Annotated in this window: 16 protein-coding genes, 2 tRNA genes and 1 pseudogene; 3 read left to right on the forward strand and 16 right to left on the reverse strand. The window is 40.0% G+C overall.

Going from position 1 to position 18,090, the window contains the following annotated elements:
* Positions 1 to 11: 11 nt before the first annotated feature.
* From C6N34_RS07145 to C6N34_RS07180, 8 genes are all read right to left on the reverse strand, one after another.
* Positions 12 to 620 carry a DUF2231 domain-containing protein gene (locus C6N34_RS07145; protein WP_057176840.1) on the reverse strand — a complete coding sequence of 203 codons (609 nt, stop codon included), beginning with the start codon at positions 618 to 620 and terminating at the stop codon, positions 12 to 14.
* On the reverse strand, positions 617 to 1,117 hold the full coding sequence (locus C6N34_RS07150; RefSeq protein ID WP_006279045.1) for a DUF2231 domain-containing protein: 501 nt from the start codon (positions 1,115 to 1,117) through the stop codon (positions 617 to 619). The genes C6N34_RS07145 and C6N34_RS07150 overlap by 4 nt, the downstream gene beginning before the upstream one ends.
* Positions 1,118 to 1,585: 468 nt before the next feature.
* Positions 1,586 to 2,527: a DNA polymerase III subunit delta' gene (gene holB, locus C6N34_RS07155; protein WP_115539246.1), complete on the reverse strand. Its 942-nt coding sequence runs from the start codon at positions 2,525 to 2,527 to the stop codon at positions 1,586 to 1,588.
* Between the two features lie 16 nt (positions 2,528 to 2,543).
* Complete coding sequence (tmk, locus tag C6N34_RS07160) at positions 2,544 to 3,194, reverse strand: dTMP kinase (protein ID WP_006279047.1); 651 nt, start codon at positions 3,192 to 3,194, stop codon at positions 2,544 to 2,546.
* Between the two features lie 434 nt (positions 3,195 to 3,628).
* Positions 3,629 to 3,701 (reverse strand) — tRNA-Arg (locus tag C6N34_RS07165).
* A gap of 74 nt (positions 3,702 to 3,775) precedes the next feature.
* The gene (gene trmFO / locus C6N34_RS07170) at positions 3,776 to 5,134 is read right to left on the reverse strand and encodes an FADH(2)-oxidizing methylenetetrahydrofolate--tRNA-(uracil(54)-C(5))-methyltransferase TrmFO (protein WP_006279048.1); all 1,359 of its coding nucleotides are present in this window, start codon (positions 5,132 to 5,134) and stop codon (positions 3,776 to 3,778) included.
* A gap of 9 nt (positions 5,135 to 5,143) precedes the next feature.
* Positions 5,144 to 5,968 carry an SDR family oxidoreductase gene (locus C6N34_RS07175; protein WP_115539256.1) on the reverse strand — a complete coding sequence of 275 codons (825 nt, stop codon included), beginning with the start codon at positions 5,966 to 5,968 and terminating at the stop codon, positions 5,144 to 5,146.
* A 167-nt stretch (positions 5,969 to 6,135) separates the two neighbouring features.
* Positions 6,136 to 6,807 carry a pentapeptide repeat-containing protein gene (locus C6N34_RS07180; RefSeq protein ID WP_057176842.1) on the reverse strand — a complete coding sequence of 224 codons (672 nt, stop codon included), beginning with the start codon at positions 6,805 to 6,807 and terminating at the stop codon, positions 6,136 to 6,138.
* A 115-nt stretch (positions 6,808 to 6,922) separates the two neighbouring features.
* On the opposite strand from C6N34_RS07180, the gene gcvP reads away from it, so the two are divergent.
* Positions 6,923 to 9,823, forward strand: a complete 2,901-nt coding sequence (gcvP, locus tag C6N34_RS07185; protein WP_115539245.1) for an aminomethyl-transferring glycine dehydrogenase — start codon at positions 6,923 to 6,925, stop codon at positions 9,821 to 9,823.
* 28 nt (positions 9,824 to 9,851) lie between these two features.
* Here gcvP and C6N34_RS07190 read toward each other — a convergent pair whose 3' ends face one another.
* The 5 genes from C6N34_RS07190 to psbZ form a co-directional block, all read right to left on the reverse strand.
* Positions 9,852 to 11,081, reverse strand: a complete 1,230-nt coding sequence (locus C6N34_RS07190) for a glutamate-5-semialdehyde dehydrogenase (protein WP_115539244.1) — start codon at positions 11,079 to 11,081, stop codon at positions 9,852 to 9,854.
* A 15-nt stretch (positions 11,082 to 11,096) separates the two neighbouring features.
* Positions 11,097 to 11,504, reverse strand: a complete 408-nt coding sequence (locus C6N34_RS07195; RefSeq protein WP_006279053.1) for a hypothetical protein — start codon at positions 11,502 to 11,504, stop codon at positions 11,097 to 11,099.
* 183 nt (positions 11,505 to 11,687) lie between these two features.
* Positions 11,688 to 11,759 (reverse strand) — tRNA-Gly (locus C6N34_RS07200).
* A 101-nt stretch (positions 11,760 to 11,860) separates the two neighbouring features.
* Positions 11,861 to 12,364, reverse strand: a complete 504-nt coding sequence (ribH, locus tag C6N34_RS07205) for a 6,7-dimethyl-8-ribityllumazine synthase (RefSeq protein ID WP_006279054.1) — start codon at positions 12,362 to 12,364, stop codon at positions 11,861 to 11,863.
* Positions 12,365 to 12,519: 155 nt separating this feature from the next.
* Positions 12,520 to 12,708 (reverse strand): photosystem II reaction center protein PsbZ, encoded by a 189-nt coding sequence (psbZ, locus tag C6N34_RS07210; RefSeq protein ID WP_006279055.1) that lies wholly within the window; start codon positions 12,706 to 12,708, stop codon positions 12,520 to 12,522.
* A 118-nt stretch (positions 12,709 to 12,826) separates the two neighbouring features.
* Between psbZ and C6N34_RS07215 the strand changes: the two genes are divergently transcribed.
* Positions 12,827 to 15,565 carry a CBS domain-containing protein gene (locus C6N34_RS07215; protein ID WP_115539243.1) on the forward strand — a complete coding sequence of 913 codons (2,739 nt, stop codon included), beginning with the start codon at positions 12,827 to 12,829 and terminating at the stop codon, positions 15,563 to 15,565.
* Between the two features lie 26 nt (positions 15,566 to 15,591).
* Positions 15,592 to 16,188 carry a molybdenum cofactor guanylyltransferase gene (locus C6N34_RS07220; RefSeq protein WP_115539242.1) on the forward strand — a complete coding sequence of 199 codons (597 nt, stop codon included), beginning with the start codon at positions 15,592 to 15,594 and terminating at the stop codon, positions 16,186 to 16,188.
* Positions 16,189 to 16,191: 3 nt separating this feature from the next.
* Here the strand turns inward: C6N34_RS07220 and C6N34_RS07225 are convergent, their stop codons facing one another.
* From C6N34_RS07225 to C6N34_RS07235, 3 genes and pseudogenes are all read right to left on the reverse strand, one after another.
* A complete protein-coding gene (locus C6N34_RS07225) occupies positions 16,192 to 17,139 on the reverse strand; it encodes an FTR1 family iron permease (RefSeq protein ID WP_115539241.1) in 948 nt (315 codons plus the stop codon).
* A 72-nt stretch (positions 17,140 to 17,211) separates the two neighbouring features.
* Positions 17,212 to 17,646: a ferritin-like domain-containing protein gene (locus C6N34_RS07230; RefSeq protein ID WP_115539240.1), complete on the reverse strand. Its 435-nt coding sequence runs from the start codon at positions 17,644 to 17,646 to the stop codon at positions 17,212 to 17,214.
* Between the two features lie 160 nt (positions 17,647 to 17,806).
* Positions 17,807 to 18,088: pseudogene (locus tag C6N34_RS07235) on the reverse strand (helix-hairpin-helix domain-containing protein); the annotation flags it as partial.
* Positions 18,089 to 18,090 lie beyond the last annotated feature (2 nt).

An 18,090-nucleotide genomic window follows, 5' to 3' on the forward strand; every position in this document is an offset into this window, starting at 1 on the left:
GAATAGGTTAACTATTTCCCCAATACACTGTTGACATCCTCTCCCATTCTCAACAAATTATCTGCCGTATTATGTACACCAAATTCTGCTGCTAATTGGGCTCCTAGAGTTCCATGCGCGTACATAATTACCATGATCAAAACTCCGGCAAAAATATAACTCCAACCTACCTGCATATCGGCATCTTTATAGGTTATATAACGTTGCCATCCTCTCCAAAAGGTCATTCCTACCATTAAGGCTAATAAGAAAACACCACCTACACCATGCCACATCATGGTTTCCATAGCTTGCATTCCCCAAGAACTCTTGAGGTTCACCGGTGGAGTGGCTAATAACATTTCATAAAAACCCGCAGCAACTGTAAAAAATGTAATTACAGATGAAGCTACCATGTTGTACCAACCAACTTCAAATAATTGAGCTCGGTTGACAGTTAAACCCAGAGATTTAAACAAGAAGTGGTCTATAGGAAATAGAACAGCTACTAAATCGAAAATAACTCCAATGATAAACAGTCCTAAAGTTAGGTGAACTAGATTTGGATGAATGGGGATTGTGTAGGGTAATCCGTTGGCTCCCATTTGAGCACTTACTTGATCAATTAGTTCTGAATTCATTTCAAGATTCCATCCTTTACTGCTTCCACAACTGGTACTGTATGAATGCCATAAACCCATACCAGTTCATCACCTAGATATACTTGAAAACCTACTAGTATGGTCACCAGTAATCCCACAGCTAAATAGTGCACCGGCAATTTTTGTGGATTACGCGCACGCAGTACATAACGCCAAGCTGTGATTGCAGCTAAAATTCCTGACAGTGACCAACCAATTAGGGTATGGTAGTTTAAAACTGATTTCACAATATTGTAGGGTTTGGCTAAACCAGCTTCAAACTGACCGAAAATAATTGCTATGAAAATAGAAACTGTAGCTACAAACAAGTTCCAAAATCCCACTTCATAAAATCTGGTTTTTCCTGTGAAAAAGCCAACTGCATCACAAAAAAATGCAAATAATATCATGGCAATTACGAAGTGAACCACAATCGGATGGAGTGGATCTGGATAGGGTAAATTGTGGTCGTTCAATGAGGTTAAATACTCAAACATTAATTTCTCCTCTTTAGTTAGATGCTCGTCCAGTATTTACAGCTGGCACCAATTTTCGCTGAGCTATATTCATCAGTCACTACCAGATTTTCATATTCTTGTGCTTTTATTCTGTTCATCTAGCGTTACTTTTAGATTGATTCCCTAGTGATTTTTCAGCATTTTGTGGTTACAAGTCATAATTATTGGACACCCTTATATTGCGGTATTGCGTAACTTTTTGTCCTCTAATTTTTTTAAAAATACCTTATGGGTTACGCTAACCCATCATAACTCGGTCAAAACTAAAAGTTTGACAAAATGGTAGATAGCCATGATATTCAACTTCACTGGATGTAGCTATTATGAAATACAAAGAAAATATTTTGATGTCTACTATTTTACATTTAAGAATTATTGCTTTGCTTGGTAAAGTATAGTTTTGGTAGCTTTCTATAGATGGATCCATGACACATCGCAAAAAAAGGTCTATACTCGCAAAATTGCTAAAAATGTACATTCCCAAACCAGTCGCGGTTGAGCGTAGCACAACAAGTTTTTTCGAGTCTTTTCTAATTCTTGAATAATCTGTGGTTTATGTGTTTTTTGCCAATAATACTGTTGTAAGTATTCAATTAACCATAGCTGTCCTTCCGTGTCTAGCTCCCGATCAATTCTTTTACCCAATTCCAAGGCGTGTAAGTATGAGGTGGGCAATTTTTTTACTTCCTGGAGTAATTCGCTATTAATGCTTTGTAGTTGTTGGTGAGCCAAAATAGCACTTCCCGGACTCCCCGCAGCTAGGTTTAAGATTTCTGGGTGTTCTAAAATCTCTAGGTTTCCTGTTCTGGTTAACACCTGAGTTAAACTACTACTGTCTAACCTATAAAAGGGAATTTTTTGACACCGGGAAACCAATGTGGGTAGAATAGATTCCGGACTAGGTGCAATTAAAATTAAAGTTGCTCTTCCTGGTTCCTCTAAAGTTTTTAGTAGAGCATTAGCAGCAGATTCAGCCATAGCCTCTGCTTGCTCTATTACTACCACGCTACGTACAGACTCTAAGGGAGGACGGGATAAAAATTGAGAGATTTCCCTAATTTGCTCCAATCTAATTACCGGTGGTGCTTTACGCTTAACCTTTTTTTCTGCTGCTTGTGCTGCGGTTAGTCTTTCTCCTTGATATTGATAGGTGGGTTCTACCCAGAATAAGTCTGGGTGATTTCTTTGACTAACACGGTTTTTTAAAACGGACAATTCTTCACCATCTCTAGAACCAGCAAACAGTAGTTGGATAAAACACGTTGCTGCTAAACTTCTCCCTACCCCATCCTTCCCCGCAAATAAGTAAGCTGGTGCAATACGGTTTTGTTTCACGGATGCAGTTAATAGTTCTATGGCTTGTTGCTGTCCTATCAGTTCTTCAAACATGAAAATGGAATGGTGTCTAAGCAGTAGTGTTCACCAACGATTTTACAAACAAATTGTCAATTAAAATTTTCCTGATGTTTTCCTGGACTAATTCCGGTTCCCGATTACCATCTACCCGAATTATCTTCGATGGATGGTTTTTAGCTATTTTATTATATCCCTCTTGCACACGATGGTGAAATTCTATTGTTTCTTGCTCCATTCTATCCAGTTCTGCTTGACCACGTTTACGACTTAGTCCTATCTCTACATCTATATCTAACCAAATGGTTAGGTCACTTTCTAAACCTCCAGTAGCAATCTGATTAAGTTGGTCAATTATAATCATGTTTAACCCCCTACCATACCCCTGATAAGCAACAGTGGAATTTGTATAGCGATCGCACAGAATATATTTCCCGGTTGCTAAGTTTGGTTTAATAATACTGCTAACATGTTGTGAACGGTCTGCTGTATATAATAGCAGCTCTGCCATTTCGTCCAGTGGTTGCTCGTAAAATGTTTCCAGCAGCAACTTTCTTAAATTTTGTCCCAGGTGTGTTCCTCCTGGTTCGCGAGTTAGCAAAAAAGAAATTCCCAGGGTTTGTAACCACTGCGCCAACATTTGCATTTGAGTGGTTTTACCTGATCCTTCCACTCCCTCAAAGACAATTAACTTACCTATCATACTTATAGTATTTGTGGTTTGAAAACGACCACATTATAGATCGAGGAAGAATGCTTAGGAAAGGGTCTTGCGGTTAGATTATGTGCTACAATGCCAATTATATATCATAATGAAAAGGCTTGGTTGTTGACCAAGCCTAGATATATACCAAGTGTTTACCATGCTTATTAATTTAGATTGATAAAAATATAATCTCATCTTCCTAAAGTATAGCTTTAGCCAAAACGCTATAAACTTAGTTGATAGACATTGTATGGCTATATGTTGAAAAACTAAGTTTGTACACTTCCATTGGATAGATGAAATAGCAGAAAATAGAACGTAGACTTATCGATATATGGTAAACACCTGGTATATATAAAAGGCTTGGATTGTATTCAAGCCTTTTTCATAGGTTTTTATCGCGGACAAATAATCTGGCAATTTACATTAAGCGAGCGCGGAGGGATTTGAACCCCCGACCCACAGAACCGGAATCTGTTGCTCTATCCACTGAGCCACGCGCCCTCATACTCCCAAAAGTATAATGCCATTGTAACACGGTTTTACTGGTTAGCTGGAATTATTTCACCAATAATTTATTAAGAATTGTTAAGATTCCCACTCAAGGAAGAAAAATATTGGGACTTCCACTCATCTAAATCCGCTAATGATCTATCTCGATAACGCCCGTATTTTTCTGGTTTGCTCTTGATTTTAACGCCCAAATCTGGAACTATGCCAAAATTGGGTGGCATGGGTTGAAAATGCTTGGGCGCTGCACCACTAATAAACTCAAATAAAGATCCCATCATTGTGGTGTTCGGTAGGGTGAGAGGTTCCTTCCCTAGGGCAATTCTTGCCGCATTAGTCCCTGCTAGCCAACCACCAGCAGATGCAGCGGTATAACCCTCCGTACCAATTAGTTGTCCTGCTGCTAGTAGGGTATGTCGTTGTTTAAATTGCAGGGTCGGTAAAACTAACTGGGGCGCGTTTAAAAAAGTGTTCCGGTGCATTACTCCCAATCTAACAAACTCGGCGTTTTCCAAACCGGGAATCATTCTAAACACCCGTTTTTGCTCCCCCCAACGTAAATTGGTTTGAAACCCTACCATATTCCATAGTTGGCCAGCTTTATCTTCTTGTCGTAACTGTACTACTGCGTAGTTACGCTCTCCAGTTCTTTCATCTGTTAAACCCACCGGTTTCAGGGGACCATATCGCATGGTGTCCTCCCCTCTTTGTGCCATTTCTTCTATGGGTAAACAGGCTTCAAAAAACTTCGCCGTCTCTCTTTCAAAGTCCTTTAATTCTGTTTGTTCCGCTTGGCAAAGTGCTTCCCGAAATTCTAAATACTGCTGTTTACTCATGGGACAATTTAAATAGGCCGCCTCACCTTTGTCATAACGGGAAGCCATAAAGGCAATATCCCTATTAATGGAATCCCCTACTATTATGGGACTAGCAGCATCAAAGAAGTTGAGATATTCTAATCCCGTGAATTGTTGAATATCAGCGGATAATTGGGGACTGGTTAGTGGTCCTGAGGCTAAAACCACTATCCCCGCAGGAACTTCCTTTACCTCCCCTCGTCGTAAATCAATCAAAGGGTGATTGGCTAAGGTCTGGGTGAGATCCTCTCCAAATTTTCCCCTGTCTACCGCTAAAGCACCACCCGCTGGTACTGCATGTTCATCCGCTTTACTAATAACTATAGAGTCAAGTTGTCGCAGTTCTTCATGCAGTAACCCAGCTGCGCGATCGCTTGCCATAGCTCCAAAGGAATTACTACACACTAGTTCAGCTAAGTTTTCCGTATGATGGGCGGGACTAAAGCGTTGGGGACGCATTTCGTGTAGAATCACGGGTACTCCTGCTTGAGCTATTTGCCATGCTGCTTCTGTGCCTGCAAGTCCACCGCCTATTACTTGTATTGGTTCTTTTATGAGTTCTAATATCATAGTCGTATTTTATAAAACAATATGGGGATGAATAAATTGATAACCCGCATCCTTGAGTTTTTGGTTAGAAACCCAGGTATTATACTGACGAGTACTTTTGTTGGTAGCATCCCATATTACATTGGGCAAATTATGAGTTTTTAAAACACCATCAATGAGTTCTCGACTAGTAAAATGACTGTCGTCTACTAAATTATAAATCCCTTGTAACCGTTGCCAACGGGCAAATTCTACAACTCTCACAATATCATCCAAATGTACCCAGTTGGTGATTTCCTCGCCATTTCCCTCACGGGTTGTGCCAGCTGTTCTGCTAAATATTTTAATTAATTCTCTTCCTGGTCCATAAATTCCCCCTAACCGCAAAATACAAACGCGCAGATTCTCCGTTGCTGCTGCTAGTAAAATTTCCTCGGTTTTGCCAAGAATCTGACTGTTCAAATTGGGTGGAGCTGGTGGTGTCTCCTCATCTACCCACACACCGTTTCTATCACCATAAATCGCATAACTACTTGTGTAAATTAATTGTTTAATTTTAGGATGGTATTTTATTAAAGAGGTTACTGTTTTAGCAGTTTCCAAATAGGTTTTTTCATAACTGCTACTACTTTTAGCACCTACAGCTAATAGAACCACATCTTGATTTTTTAAAACCCTATTTAAAACGACTTGGTCATCACCCATAGTGACTTCAACTGCATCTGCTACTTCTTGTAGGGTTGAGACTTTATGCTCACTGGTAGTAGTTAAAGTAACCCTAAAACTCGGATTTTGCCGCCAAAACTTAGCAACCGCATAACCAACATACCCACAACCAATAATTGCTACATTCATAATCATTTACACACCAAAAAAATACTTAACCTTACTCATGCCAACCTTGCGGTTACTGGCAGCGTGCTTATTTTTACTACCTGTGGCTGATACTTTTTAGGAATAGGATTTAGCATGATATGTAAATGAAAAGCACAATTTCCGTTATACAGGATACTCTTTTCTATTTAACCATAAATTGCACCATCAGGCATAATGGCTCCTGTAAGGTTTGCACCCACTAGCTTGACCAGGAGACGCTCCCCTGAGCGCATTCTAGCACCAGTTAGGTCAGCACCTCGCAGATCTGCACCGCTGAGATCTGCACCTATTAAATTGGCTGAACGTAAGTTTGCCTCTCTTAAATCTGCCAATAGTAAGTTGGCTCGGAATAAATTAGCTCCTGATAGATTTGCACCTCTAAGATTAACCTTGTGCATAAAAGTATCACTAAGATTAGATCCACTTAAATTGGCATAGCTAAGATTTCTACCTGATAGGTCCTTATTGCTGAGGTTAGCATGGCTAAAATCTCTACCACTGAGATCGGGATTTTGGGGAGGGTGTTGATTTGGTCGGTAATAGTTAGTCTGTGGTGGTGGGTAAGGGGACTTTTTGGATGTAGGTGGCTCAGAATTATGTCCAGGTTGAGACTGGTCTTGAAAGGAGCGTAATTTTTCCCGTGCTTGATTTAAGGCCTTGATCTTATCATGGGCTTTTTTCTGTAAGCGGTGATTATCCTTAGGTAGGCGATCAGGATGCCAAACAAAAACTAAATCTTTGTAAGCTTGGTTAATCTCTTCTATGGTTGCACCAGGCTCTAAGTCTAATAGTGTGTAATAACGCTCCAGTTCGCTCATGATGATTTATTAGTAGAAAATCAATTGACATGCTCAGAAGAAAATGAACCTCCCTCTTCCCTAATATTTCAAAATCATTAGAATATATTAAACCATAGCATTGGGAGCATAATTTGTGGTAGCCAATCCCACTTATCGTCAGATTTTGACTGAAACTACCCCTCCACTGGGAGAGTTTGTCAGTAGACACATTGGACCGAAAGCAGGTGATATCCAGGAGATGCTAAACTCCTTGGGTCTATCTAGCTTAGAGGAATTAATTGAGCAAACAGTACCCAGCTCAATTCGCTTTTTTCAGGAGTTGAACCTACCAGCTGCACAACCTGAACATACAGCACTGGCTAAACTCAAACAAATAGCCAATAAAAATCAAATCTACCGCTCTTACATTGGTATGGGGTATTATGACTGTATTACTCCCCCAGTGATTCAAAGGAACATCTTAGAAAATCCTGGTTGGTATACAGCATACACTCCTTACCAACCAGAAATTGCCCAGGGACGTTTGGAAGCACTATTAAACTTCCAAACCATGATCATTGATTTAACTGGATTGGAAATTGCTAATGCTTCTCTATTAGATGAAGCAACAGCAGCAGCAGAAGCCATGAGCATGAGTTATGGTGTGTGCAAAAACAAATCCTCTAACTATTTTGTTTCCAGCACCTGTCACCCTCAAACCATTGATGTGCTCCAAACCCGAGCTAAACCTTTGGGAATTAAAATCATTATTGGAGATCATCAAACCTTTGATTTTGCTGAGCCAATTTTTGGTGCTATTCTCCAATATCCTGGAACAGATGGTAAAGTTCACGATTATCGCCAGTTTATAGCCCAGTCCCATGCTCAGGGTGCATTGGTGACCATAGCAGCAGATCCATTGAGTTTGACCTTATTGACACCACCAGGAGAATTGGGAGCGGATATTGCCATAGGAAGTACCCAGAGATTCGGTATTCCTTTGGGTTTTGGTGGACCTCATGCGGCTTATTTTGCTACTAAGGAGGAGTATAAACGGTCAGTTCCAGGGCGAATTGTGGGGGTGTCTAAAGATGTTCACGGTAAGCTGGCCTATCGTTTGGCTTTACAAACCCGTGAACAACATATTCGTCGCGATAAGGCTACTAGCAATATTTGTACAGCTCAGGTACTTTTAGCGGTAATGGCGAGTATGTACGCAGTTTATCATGGTCCCAATGGACTGAAAAAGATTGCAGAAAATATTCATCAACTGACTAAGGATTTAGCAGCAGGACTGGAAAAATTGGGTTATGAAGTCCTGAATAGGAACTTCTTTGACACCCTGCGTGTGGGGTTAGGAAATAGGAGTTTGGAAACACTCCTGATAGCTGCAGATGAGAGAAACATCAATTTGCGGATTTTTGATGATGGGGATATAGGAATTTCCCTGGATGAAACCACAGGTTTTACAGATGTGATAGATTTGTGGCAGATTTTCGCTTTTGCTAATGGAATAGGGGATGGGTATGGTTTCCCCTTCAAAGTTGAAGAAATTAGGGAAACTAATTCCTATCTGGGTCAAATTCGCACTAGTCCCTATCTTACCCACCCCATATTTAATAGTCACCATTCTGAAACTGAATTACTGCGGTATTTACATCAGTTGGAAACTAAGGATTTATCATTGACAACTTCTATGATTGCCTTAGGTTCCTGTACTATGAAGTTAAATGCTACTTCGGAGATGATTCCTGTTAGTTGGGCGGAATTTAGCAAAATTCACCCCTTTGCACCAATTACCCAAACTAGAGGTTATCAAATCCTCTTTCAACAATTGGCAACATGGTTAGCAGAAATCACCGGTTTTGCGTCTATATCTTTACAACCTAATGCTGGTTCTCAGGGAGAATACGCAGGACTATTAGTCATTCGTGAATATCATCAAAGCAGACAAGAAGGACACCGCAATATCTGTTTAATTCCCCAATCTGCTCATGGCACAAATCCCGCAAGTGCAGTTATGTGTGGTATGAAGGTGGTAGCTGTCGCTTGTGATGAATGTGGTAATATCGATTTGGGAGATTTAAGCACCAAGGTACAAAAACATAGTCGTGAGCTGGCCGCTTTAATGATTACCTATCCATCAACCCATGGGGTGTTTGAAGAAACTATACAGGAAATCTGTGCCCTAGTTCACCAACATGGTGGACAGGTGTATATGGATGGAGCTAATATGAATGCCCAGGTGGGTATTTGTCGTCCCGGTGATTTGGGTGCGGATGTTTGTCATTTGAACCTACACAAAACCTTTTGTATTCCCCATGGTGGTGGTGGTCCAGGAATGGGTCCCATTGGTGTTGCTCCCCATCTGGTGGAGTTTCTACCAGGTCATTCTGTGGTTAAATTAGATAGTGACCACGGTGCGGTTTCTGCTGCACCCTGGGGAAGTGCCAGTATCTTGGTTATTTCCTGGATGTATATAGCTATGATGGGTGCAGATGGCCTAACTCAAGCAACCAAAATCGCTATTTTGAATGCTAATTACATTGCCAAGCGATTGGAATCTTTTTACCCTGTTTTATATAAGGGTAAACATGGTTTTGTCGCCCATGAATGTATTTTAGACCTGCGAGGAGTAAAAAAATCAGCAAACATTGAGGTGGATGATATTGCTAAACGTCTCATGGACTATGGTTTTCACGCTCCTACGGTCTCTTGGCCTGTAGCAGGAACAATCATGGTTGAACCTACGGAAAGTGAGTCGAAAGCTGAGTTGGACCGTTTTTGTGATGCACTAATTGCCATTCGTCAGGAAATTTTGCACCTCGAGTCTGGTATTATGAATCCGGAAGATAATCCCTTGAAAAACGCCCCCCACACTATACAAAGTTTGATTGTTGGTGATTGGAACCACTGTTACTCCCGCGAACAAGCTGCTTACCCTACGGACTGGACTCGTCAATTTAAGTTTTGGCCGAGTGTAGGTAGGATAGACGCCGCTTTTGGCGATCGCAATTTTGTTTGTTCTTGTTTACCTTTAGATTCGTACATGTAAAATAGTAGGAGGGGATGGCCCTCCTACTCTAAAATCTCCCATTCCCCTGAATAATATGTTTCACAGTGGTCAAAGTTTCTAAACTAATGAAACCTCTCCTTTGACCTCTTTGATTTGACATTCCCAAAAACACCGCATCTCCCCTGGAAGAATTACGAGCAAATCGAGGAGAAGCATTGATATATGTGGATGCACTGTTAACACCTAAGGCAAATTGTCTGCTTTCTTGGTAAGACTCTGTGGCTATAGCATCCGCGTGACTACTACTATATTGATTAATCCAGGCGATCGCACTATCTAGGGTATCTACCAATTTGAAAGCGATGGTCTTATTTAAATATGGAGTTCCCCATTCCTCATCTTGAACCAATTGCAGTTGGGGAAAAGCTTGTACTAGTTCGCCATCTCCCTTGAGTTGAAAACCCCTGTCTTTTAGACTGTTCCACAGTGCAGATAGGGAGGATGGTAAGGACTGACGGTGGACTAAAACCTTTTCAATAGCATTTACTGGATCCGGTTCGCTTTCATGACTATCCAAGACCATCCATCGTACCATTTCTAAGCTCCCATTTAAAGACCAGTAAAGGTAACAATTCCCCATAGCTGATTTTAATATGGGACAGGTTGCTTGTCTAACTACTTGTTGAATCAAGCTGGAACGTCCATAAGGAATAACCAAACTTAAATAGTCTTCCTGAGTCACTAAATCCCTGATAGAAGTGCCATGTTCTGCTGTAATTAATTCTACACAACCACTAGGGAGACCCGCATCTAAAATCGCCGTTTGGAGAATTTCTGCGATCGCTCTATTGGAATGACTAGCTTCCGTACTTCCCTTGAGAATAAGGCTATTACCAGTTTTCAGACAAAAACCGGCGGCAATGGCCCCTAATTCCGGTAAAGCCTCATAAATAAAACCAATTACACCCAAGGGCATAAGTTGGGTATAACTTTGAGAATCTTCCTGTTGATAATCAGCAGTTCTCACCCGTCGTAGGGGATCGGATAGTTCCCCCAATCGCTCCAGCAGATCCACGGTTGCTTGCAAGCGACTAGGGGTAAGTTTAAGCCAGTCCAGGATTAATTCTGGAACTGCCATTTCCCTACTTGCTTCCAAATCAAGGGTATTGGCTTCCAGAATATCATCAAAGGAGCATTTTAGTGCCCTGGCCATTGCCAAAACGGCGCGACTCCGTTCCGCACCTTTAGTTGTACCTAATTTGATGGCAGCATGATAAGCACGTTTGGCAATGTTCATGTACTAACAATAAAATCAAGGTCTATAATTGAACCAGGCAATAATTGCAGGTAGAGTGGCTAATAATACCACAATAGTTGCCCAAATAATCATACCTGAACCATTGGTAAATCGGAATGCTAACGGTAACCCAATAATCGCGAATAACAAGATCATGGCTAAAACCATGGGAAATTGATTTTTCCCTAATTTGGGTTGCATTGGGTTCCATTTTCTCCCAGTCCAAGACCAAGTTCGCTTATAGGGGTAATTAGTACAGAGCTGTTCTAGTACATAACCATTACCTTCTACAACAAATATTTGTTGACAGCGATCGCATCCGAAAGCATCCGTTAGGGTGATGGGTACTAGGCGGCCCCGATGCCTGCAGGGACAAGCATGATCCGCATCTAGGTCTATTTTTTCTAGTTTCTGAGGTGGCACGACGAGTGTAAATATCTGTAGCGAGGTTGAGGGGGTGAATTCATTCTGGGTTAAGAACAACATAATTTCAGGAGACCGTTATTAAACTCCAAAGTTTTGAGATTCACGCCTCCTCTAATATATTCTGACTAAAATCAAAACCGCCACATTTCACCAAAATTGAATTGGTGATACTTTTTTCAGAGCGGGTAACGCGATTCGAACGCGCGACATCAACCTTGGCAAGGTTGCGCTCTACCACTGAGCTATACCCGCATATTCAACACACTCCTAATATCTCAGATTTTTGGTAGATTGTCAACCCCTATTTTTAAAAAATTCCTAAATAATAATCCAATAATTTTTGTTCCAGGAATTTAGGATTGGACTGATTTTGCCAGATTGGGGCGCAATTGGCGCATCAAACTAGCCATTTCTATGGCATCCATGGCATAATTCCAACCGTGATTACTTTTAATCCCTGCTCTTTCCAACGCTTGTTGCATGGTATCTGTAGTCAAAATCCCAAAAATCACTGGCACACCAGTTTGAAAGCTGGCTGCAGCAATTCCTTTAGATACTTCAGCGGATACATAATCAAAATGAGGTGTTTGTCCCTTAATTACTGCACCTAGACATATTATTGCATCATAACGTTGAGAAATTGCTAACTGACGCGCCACTGTGGGAATTTCAAAACTACCGGGAACCCAAACATAATCTACTTGATTTCCTTGGGGGTCAGGATTTATCCCATGACGCTTGAGACAGTCTTGGCATCCTTCCAACAGCTTTACAGTCACGAGGTCATTGAAGCGACCAATAACCAGAGCAAACTTTAAAGCTTCCGCTTGAGTAAATGTTCCCTCAAAAACTGCCATTATTGCCTCTTTAAGTAAATATAAAGGATTAAATTTGTTTAACTGTAACTTAGGGTAAAAAGATAGAAGAGTGGATAAGTATAAACAGTTAAGTTAATAACTATCAGCTCCTCTAATCTTTAGATTATGGTTTTTTGTCCATTGGTAATTGTTCTTTAAACCACAAAGAAGTTTAATACACCAACCAAAAGGACTAAAGCAATCCAAATTCCGGAACCGAGCCAAAGGAGCTTTTTGGAATCAACCCAGTTTTGAGGGGTTGCGTAAGCAACAGGAACACCTACCACCAGGACGAAAGAGAACAAAACCAAAGATACTAAAGCAAATTGGAATACTATGGTCATTTTACTTTTCCCAATACACCGAAATCATGACTTGTAAACGGACTGTCGCGTTATCATAGACAGAGTTACATAATTTTATCATCAAATAAATCCCTTATATTGGGAAGTCCCCCCTGTTATGGAAATAATTCTTTGTCACACAACTGCTGATTTTGACGCTTTAGGGGCGGCGGTGGGATTAGCTTGTCTTAAACCAGGTAGTAAAATAGTATTGACTGGAGGAGCCCATCCACCAGTAAGAGACTTTCTCTCCCTATATCGAGATGAGTATCCCCTAATTGAAAAACGTTCTGTCAACTCTGAGCATATTCGCTTCTTAAGCATAGTAGATACCCAACAGCGCAATCGTTTAGGTAAAGTCCAAGCATGGTTAGACCTAGCCAATCTAGTAGAAGTTACAGTTTACGATCATCATATCAATCAAGAGAGTGACATTATTGCCACTAGGTTATATATTAGTGAAGTAGGTGCAACAACCACCCTAATAGTAGAAGAGTTAATTAAAGAGAATATAATTATTAATGCTGCTCAAGCTACAGTGATGGCTTTAGGCATTCATGTAGATACAGGTTCCCTAACCTATGGTCAGTCTACAGCGAGAGATGCAGTAGCATTAGCTTGGTTAATGGAGAGGGGAGCAAATCTAGGAGTAATTGCCACCTATAGAGATCCTGGGTTATCACCAGAAATTCAAAGATTATTAGGTGAATGTTTACAAAGACTAGAATATTTGTGTTGGAGGGGGTACACCATTGCTTGGATGACCCTGAAAACAGATAATTTTGTTCCTGGGCTATCAGGTTTAGCAGCGCAACTGATGCAGTTAACAGAAATTGATGCCTTACTTTTAGCCCATGAATATACATATAACGATGCCGAATTAAGATTAACAGTAATTGGTAGAACCCAAATTCCCCATACTAACCTAAATATATTATTTACCCCATTTGATGGTGGTGGGCATTCTCAAGCAGCATCCTTAAATGTTAAAAACACCAGTTCAGCCATAGTTTTAGAAAACCTATTAGCTGGACTAAAACTGCAAATTCCCCAACCACCCATAGCCAGAGATTTAATGTCTTCTCCTGTGAGAACTATCAGACCAGAAACCACAATTGCTCAAGCTCAAAGAATATTATTACGTTATGGACATTCTGGGTTATCTGTGGTCAATAACCAAGACAAGTTAGTAGGTATTATTTCCCGAAGAGACCTAGATATTGCCCTACATCATGGTTTTGGTCATGCACCGGTTAAAGGGTATATGACCACGGATTTAAAAACCATTACACCCCACACCGAATTACCACAAATCGAGTCCTTAATGGTAACTTATAACATTGGCAGATTGCCAGTTTTAGAAAATGGTAATTTAGTGGGTATTGTCACCAGAACTGACCTTCTCAGACAACTGCACCAACTGGAAATTAAAAATTTGCCATTAGCACCACAGAGTAATGGTCAGGAATTAGATTCAATTAAGTTAAACCTGGAATTAGAACATCGACTTGCTCCCCAATTTTGGCAATTATTAACTAGAGCATCCCAAGCAGCGCAAGCAAGAGGTTGGCATTTGTATTTAGTTGGTGGGGCGGTTAGGGATTTGCTATTAGAGAATGATCCAAGCAACCAATTAATGCTCCATGATATTGACCTAGTAGTAGATGGTTTTCATCAAAGTGCAGATGTGGGAGCTGGAGTAGAATTAGCCAGGGAGCTACAGCAAATTTATCAAAATAGCCGTTTAGAAATTCATGGAGCATTTCAAACTGCGGCGTTATTGTGGCATAAAGATCCGGAATTAGATTGTTTATGGGTAGATATTGCCACAGCTAGAACAGAATTTTATCCTTATCCTGCAGCAAATCCAGAAGTAGAAGCCAGTTCCATTCGGCAAGATTTATATAGAAGAGACTTTACAATTAATGCCATGGCACTAAGATTAACATCTCCCCACTGTGGTGAATTACTAGATTTTTTTGGTGGATTAATAGATTTAAGATCCCGAAAAATTAGAGTTTTGCACCCCAATAGTTTTATTGAAGATCCCACCCGAATTTATCGAGGAGTGCGGTTTGCCATCAGGTTTGGTTTTGCCATTGAACAGCGAACTGCTGAGTACATCCATTATGCCATTAATAGTGGTGTTTATGATAGAACAGTGCAAGAAAATATCAAAACACCAGCTTTGCATACTCGATTGAAAGCTGAATTAAAACTGATTTTACAAGCACCCTATTGGCAATCGGCTTTAAAATTATTAGATCAGTTAGGAGCTTTACAATGTATTCATTATACCTGTAATTTAAATTATGGCATCTTGCGAGAATTGGTTTTATTGGAAAAACTATTGAAAATTCAAGACAGATTTTGGCAACCAGCTCAACAATTACCACCTACTTGGTTAATACGGTTAGAGATATTAATTAGCAGCTTAGAACCAGAGTATGGAAGTAAGGTGGCAGAAAACTTACAATTATCAGACAGCAGTGTAAATAGACTCAAGAAGCTGGGAGCAGCACAGGTAGAAATAAATAGAGAGTTGCCAAATTGTGAATTAGCCAGTGCAATATTTAACCTACTACAAAAATATGACTCCGGAACTTTAATGTTGATAGCTGTAAAAAGTTCCCGAGAGATTAGAAGAAAAATCTGGTATTATTGGAGGGATTTAGTGCATGTTCAACCTTTATTAAAGGGAGATGACTTAAAAAAAATGGGTTACAAACCAGGTCCAATTTTCAAGCATATTTTAGATCATTTATTGATTGCTACTCTGGATGGTAAAATTAAGACTAAGACCCAAGCAATGGAATTTTTAGCTCAAGCTATAAACTCAGACGAATCCAGTTTTTAAAAACTAGATTTACTACACTATGACCTATGACAGAATTGAGTGGCATAATTTTGGCGGGTGGTAAAAGTTCTAGAATGGGCAAAGACAAAGCTCTAATTCCCATTGGGGGAGTCCCTTTGTTAGAAAAGGTCTATCATGTGGCTAAAAGTTGTACTAACAAGATATATGTGGTCACACCCTGGGTGGAAAGATATGAAGATCTATATTTACCAGGATGTGAATTTATTCAAGAGGACCCAAACCATACCCAAGGTCCCCTAGTAGGTTTTGCTAGGGGAATGGAAAAAACAGTCACAGAATGGGTTTTGTTATTAGCTTGTGATTTACCAAATTTGCAAATTCCAGTTTTCCAAGATTGGGTACAGGAATTGGACAATACACAACCCCAAAATATTGCCTGGTTAGCGAAAAACGATTATGGTTGGGAACCTCTTTGCGGTTTCTATCGCACTAGTTGTTTACCCCTACTTTTGGATTTTATTAATCAAGGAGGGCGTTCTTTTCAAGGGTGGCTCAAACTATATCCAGTTGCTACTCTACCCCTATCAACACCACATATATTGTTTAACTGCAATACTCCTGATGATTTAAGGATGGTAACTAAAGAAGATGAACTGGAATAATACCTATTCTTGAGTGGTTAGGGTATTTTTTCTAGGTGGATTATTTCTGGTGTTCAAACTACGAAAATATAAACCACCAACAGTAGTTAACAACAGTAAGTATCCCATTCCTTGTACTAAGTAGAGCTTATCCGTATAACCAAATAAGGATTTGAAAATAATTCCCGGAAATTTTTCATCGGGTAATATTGAACTGGAGTTCCAAACTAATGGACCCAAAATGCAAGAATGGATTTTGGTAAAGTGTTCATAGTAAAAACAAAGATTTTCTGATGCACGACTACTAAGAGCTAAACTAGCAATTGCATCATCAAAATGTCCCAGTCCAGAAACTAATAGTCCCCCAACTATTAAAACTAATAAAATTCCCATGACTTGGAAAAATCTCCCAATGTTAATTCTTACACCCAGTTTAAACAACAAAACCCCAATTCCTGCTGCTGTTGCTAAACCGCCAATTGCTCCCATGGTTGGCAACAACCCTTGTTGAAAATTAGCAGCTATAAATAAAACTGTCTCAAAACCTTCACGGACTACGGCAATTAGTACTAAACTGAAAATTCCTAAACCAGCATTGTTGTTTTTAGTTAAAGCCTGTTTGACCGCTACCTCAACTTGTGATTTGAGAAATTTAGCCTGTTGGGTCATCCAAATTAGCATCCAACTGAGCATGATGATAGCTAGTATGCTAAATATTCCCTCCAAAATCGGTTCAACTATACTGGTGTATTCCGGATTAACAGATCCTAAAAATTTAATTAGTCCGGTAAATAAAATACCGATTAAACCACTCACAATAATACCAACTACCACGCCCGCATAAACCCAAATATTCAATTGAGATTGTTTGGACTTATTTAATAAGGCTAGGACAATACCAACTACTAAAGCAGCTTCTACGCCTTCCCGTAGGGTAATCACAAATGTAGGTAGAGCAACACTAAAATTCATTGTCAATTAATTTAATTAATAAGGTTTTCATGGATATTAAAGATACCCAACTTATTGGGTATCTTTATTCTATTAACTGAAGTCTCGGAGCATCTTTTTGAGTTCGAGATTATGCATCTCTTCCTGTCCAATCATGTTCCGGGCAAACTCTTCTAAATAAATACTAGCATCAGTAACATTCTTTAGAAGTGATTTGTACATATCCAGTGCTTTTCCTTCATGGATTAAACTTTCTTGCAAGATATCCTTGACGCTATGCTTGAAGGTTTCTTCCATGGGAGCAATTCTGAGAGTCGGATGTCCATCTAAACCGGTTAAAATTTCTCCTACTTGTTGTGCATGCACTAGAGATTCGCTGGCTTGAGCTTTAAAAAAAGCAACTATTGGCAAGCGATTTGGTCCAGTGACCATCAAGGAATAATGGGTGTAGCGCACTACTCCAGCTAGTTCAAATTCCATGATGGTGTTGAGAATGTCAATTGTCTTTGGGTGATCTAGTTCGCGCATTGGTTGTAGAGATAAGAAAAATGAAAATTTGTCAGGACTTGAGTGAGCAGTTATACGGTTTTTAACTGAACTATCTGGATGAAGTTGCTAACTTTTTCCCTCTTTTTTTCACTTAATTCCTTATTCTAGATGGTTTTTCCTGGCTAAACTAGCTTACAGATTACATCATAGTGAAAAATTTGGCATTTTCTTCTATGGTTTTAACCAGTGAGCTCACTTGCTCGGGAGTTTTCACTATCTGATTAGGTGGGATAGCAGAAGGCCAAACTTGTAGCAGTTCAGTTAGAGCTGTATCTATGGCTTTTTGTGCTTCCGGATTCACTGTTGCCATTTGTGGGGAAACACCCTGATATAGTTCATGGGAGTAGATGACGAAACCACGGGAATCTTGATACTCTATGGGGGCGGTGATTTTGTTTTTAGCTACCGCTGCTTCATATTCTA

Source organism: Cylindrospermopsis raciborskii Cr2010 (assembly GCF_003367075.2).
Lineage (GTDB): Bacteria > Cyanobacteriota > Cyanobacteriia > Cyanobacteriales > Nostocaceae > Raphidiopsis > Raphidiopsis raciborskii.

Coding starts and splice junctions, on each gene's coding strand:
- holB (WP_115539246.1), bottom strand. CDS start 2,527: ATGTTTGAAGAACTGATAGGACAGCAACAAGCCATAGAACTATTAACT.
- C6N34_RS07220 (WP_115539242.1), top strand. CDS start 15,592: ATGACAGAATTGAGTGGCATAATTTTGGCGGGTGGTAAAAGTTCTAGA.
- trmFO (WP_006279048.1), bottom strand. CDS start 5,134: ATGATATTAGAACTCATAAAAGAACCAATACAAGTAATAGGCGGTGGA.
- C6N34_RS07225 (WP_115539241.1), bottom strand. CDS start 17,139: ATGAATTTTAGTGTTGCTCTACCTACATTTGTGATTACCCTACGGGAA.
- psbZ (WP_006279055.1), bottom strand. CDS start 12,708: ATGACCATAGTATTCCAATTTGCTTTAGTATCTTTGGTTTTGTTCTCT.
- tmk (WP_006279047.1), bottom strand. CDS start 3,194: ATGATAGGTAAGTTAATTGTCTTTGAGGGAGTGGAAGGATCAGGTAAA.
- ribH (WP_006279054.1), bottom strand. CDS start 12,364: ATGGCAGTTTTTGAGGGAACATTTACTCAAGCGGAAGCTTTAAAGTTT.
- C6N34_RS07150 (WP_006279045.1), bottom strand. CDS start 1,117: ATGTTTGAGTATTTAACCTCATTGAACGACCACAATTTACCCTATCCA.
- C6N34_RS07145 (WP_057176840.1), bottom strand. CDS start 620: ATGAATTCAGAACTAATTGATCAAGTAAGTGCTCAAATGGGAGCCAAC.
- C6N34_RS07190 (WP_115539244.1), bottom strand. CDS start 11,081: ATGAACATTGCCAAACGTGCTTATCATGCTGCCATCAAATTAGGTACA.
- C6N34_RS07215 (WP_115539243.1), top strand. CDS start 12,827: ATGGAAATAATTCTTTGTCACACAACTGCTGATTTTGACGCTTTAGGG.
- C6N34_RS07180 (WP_057176842.1), bottom strand. CDS start 6,807: ATGAGCGAACTGGAGCGTTATTACACACTATTAGACTTAGAGCCTGGT.
- C6N34_RS07230 (WP_115539240.1), bottom strand. CDS start 17,646: ATGCGCGAACTAGATCACCCAAAGACAATTGACATTCTCAACACCATC.
- C6N34_RS07175 (WP_115539256.1), bottom strand. CDS start 5,968: ATGAATGTAGCAATTATTGGTTGTGGGTATGTTGGTTATGCGGTTGCT.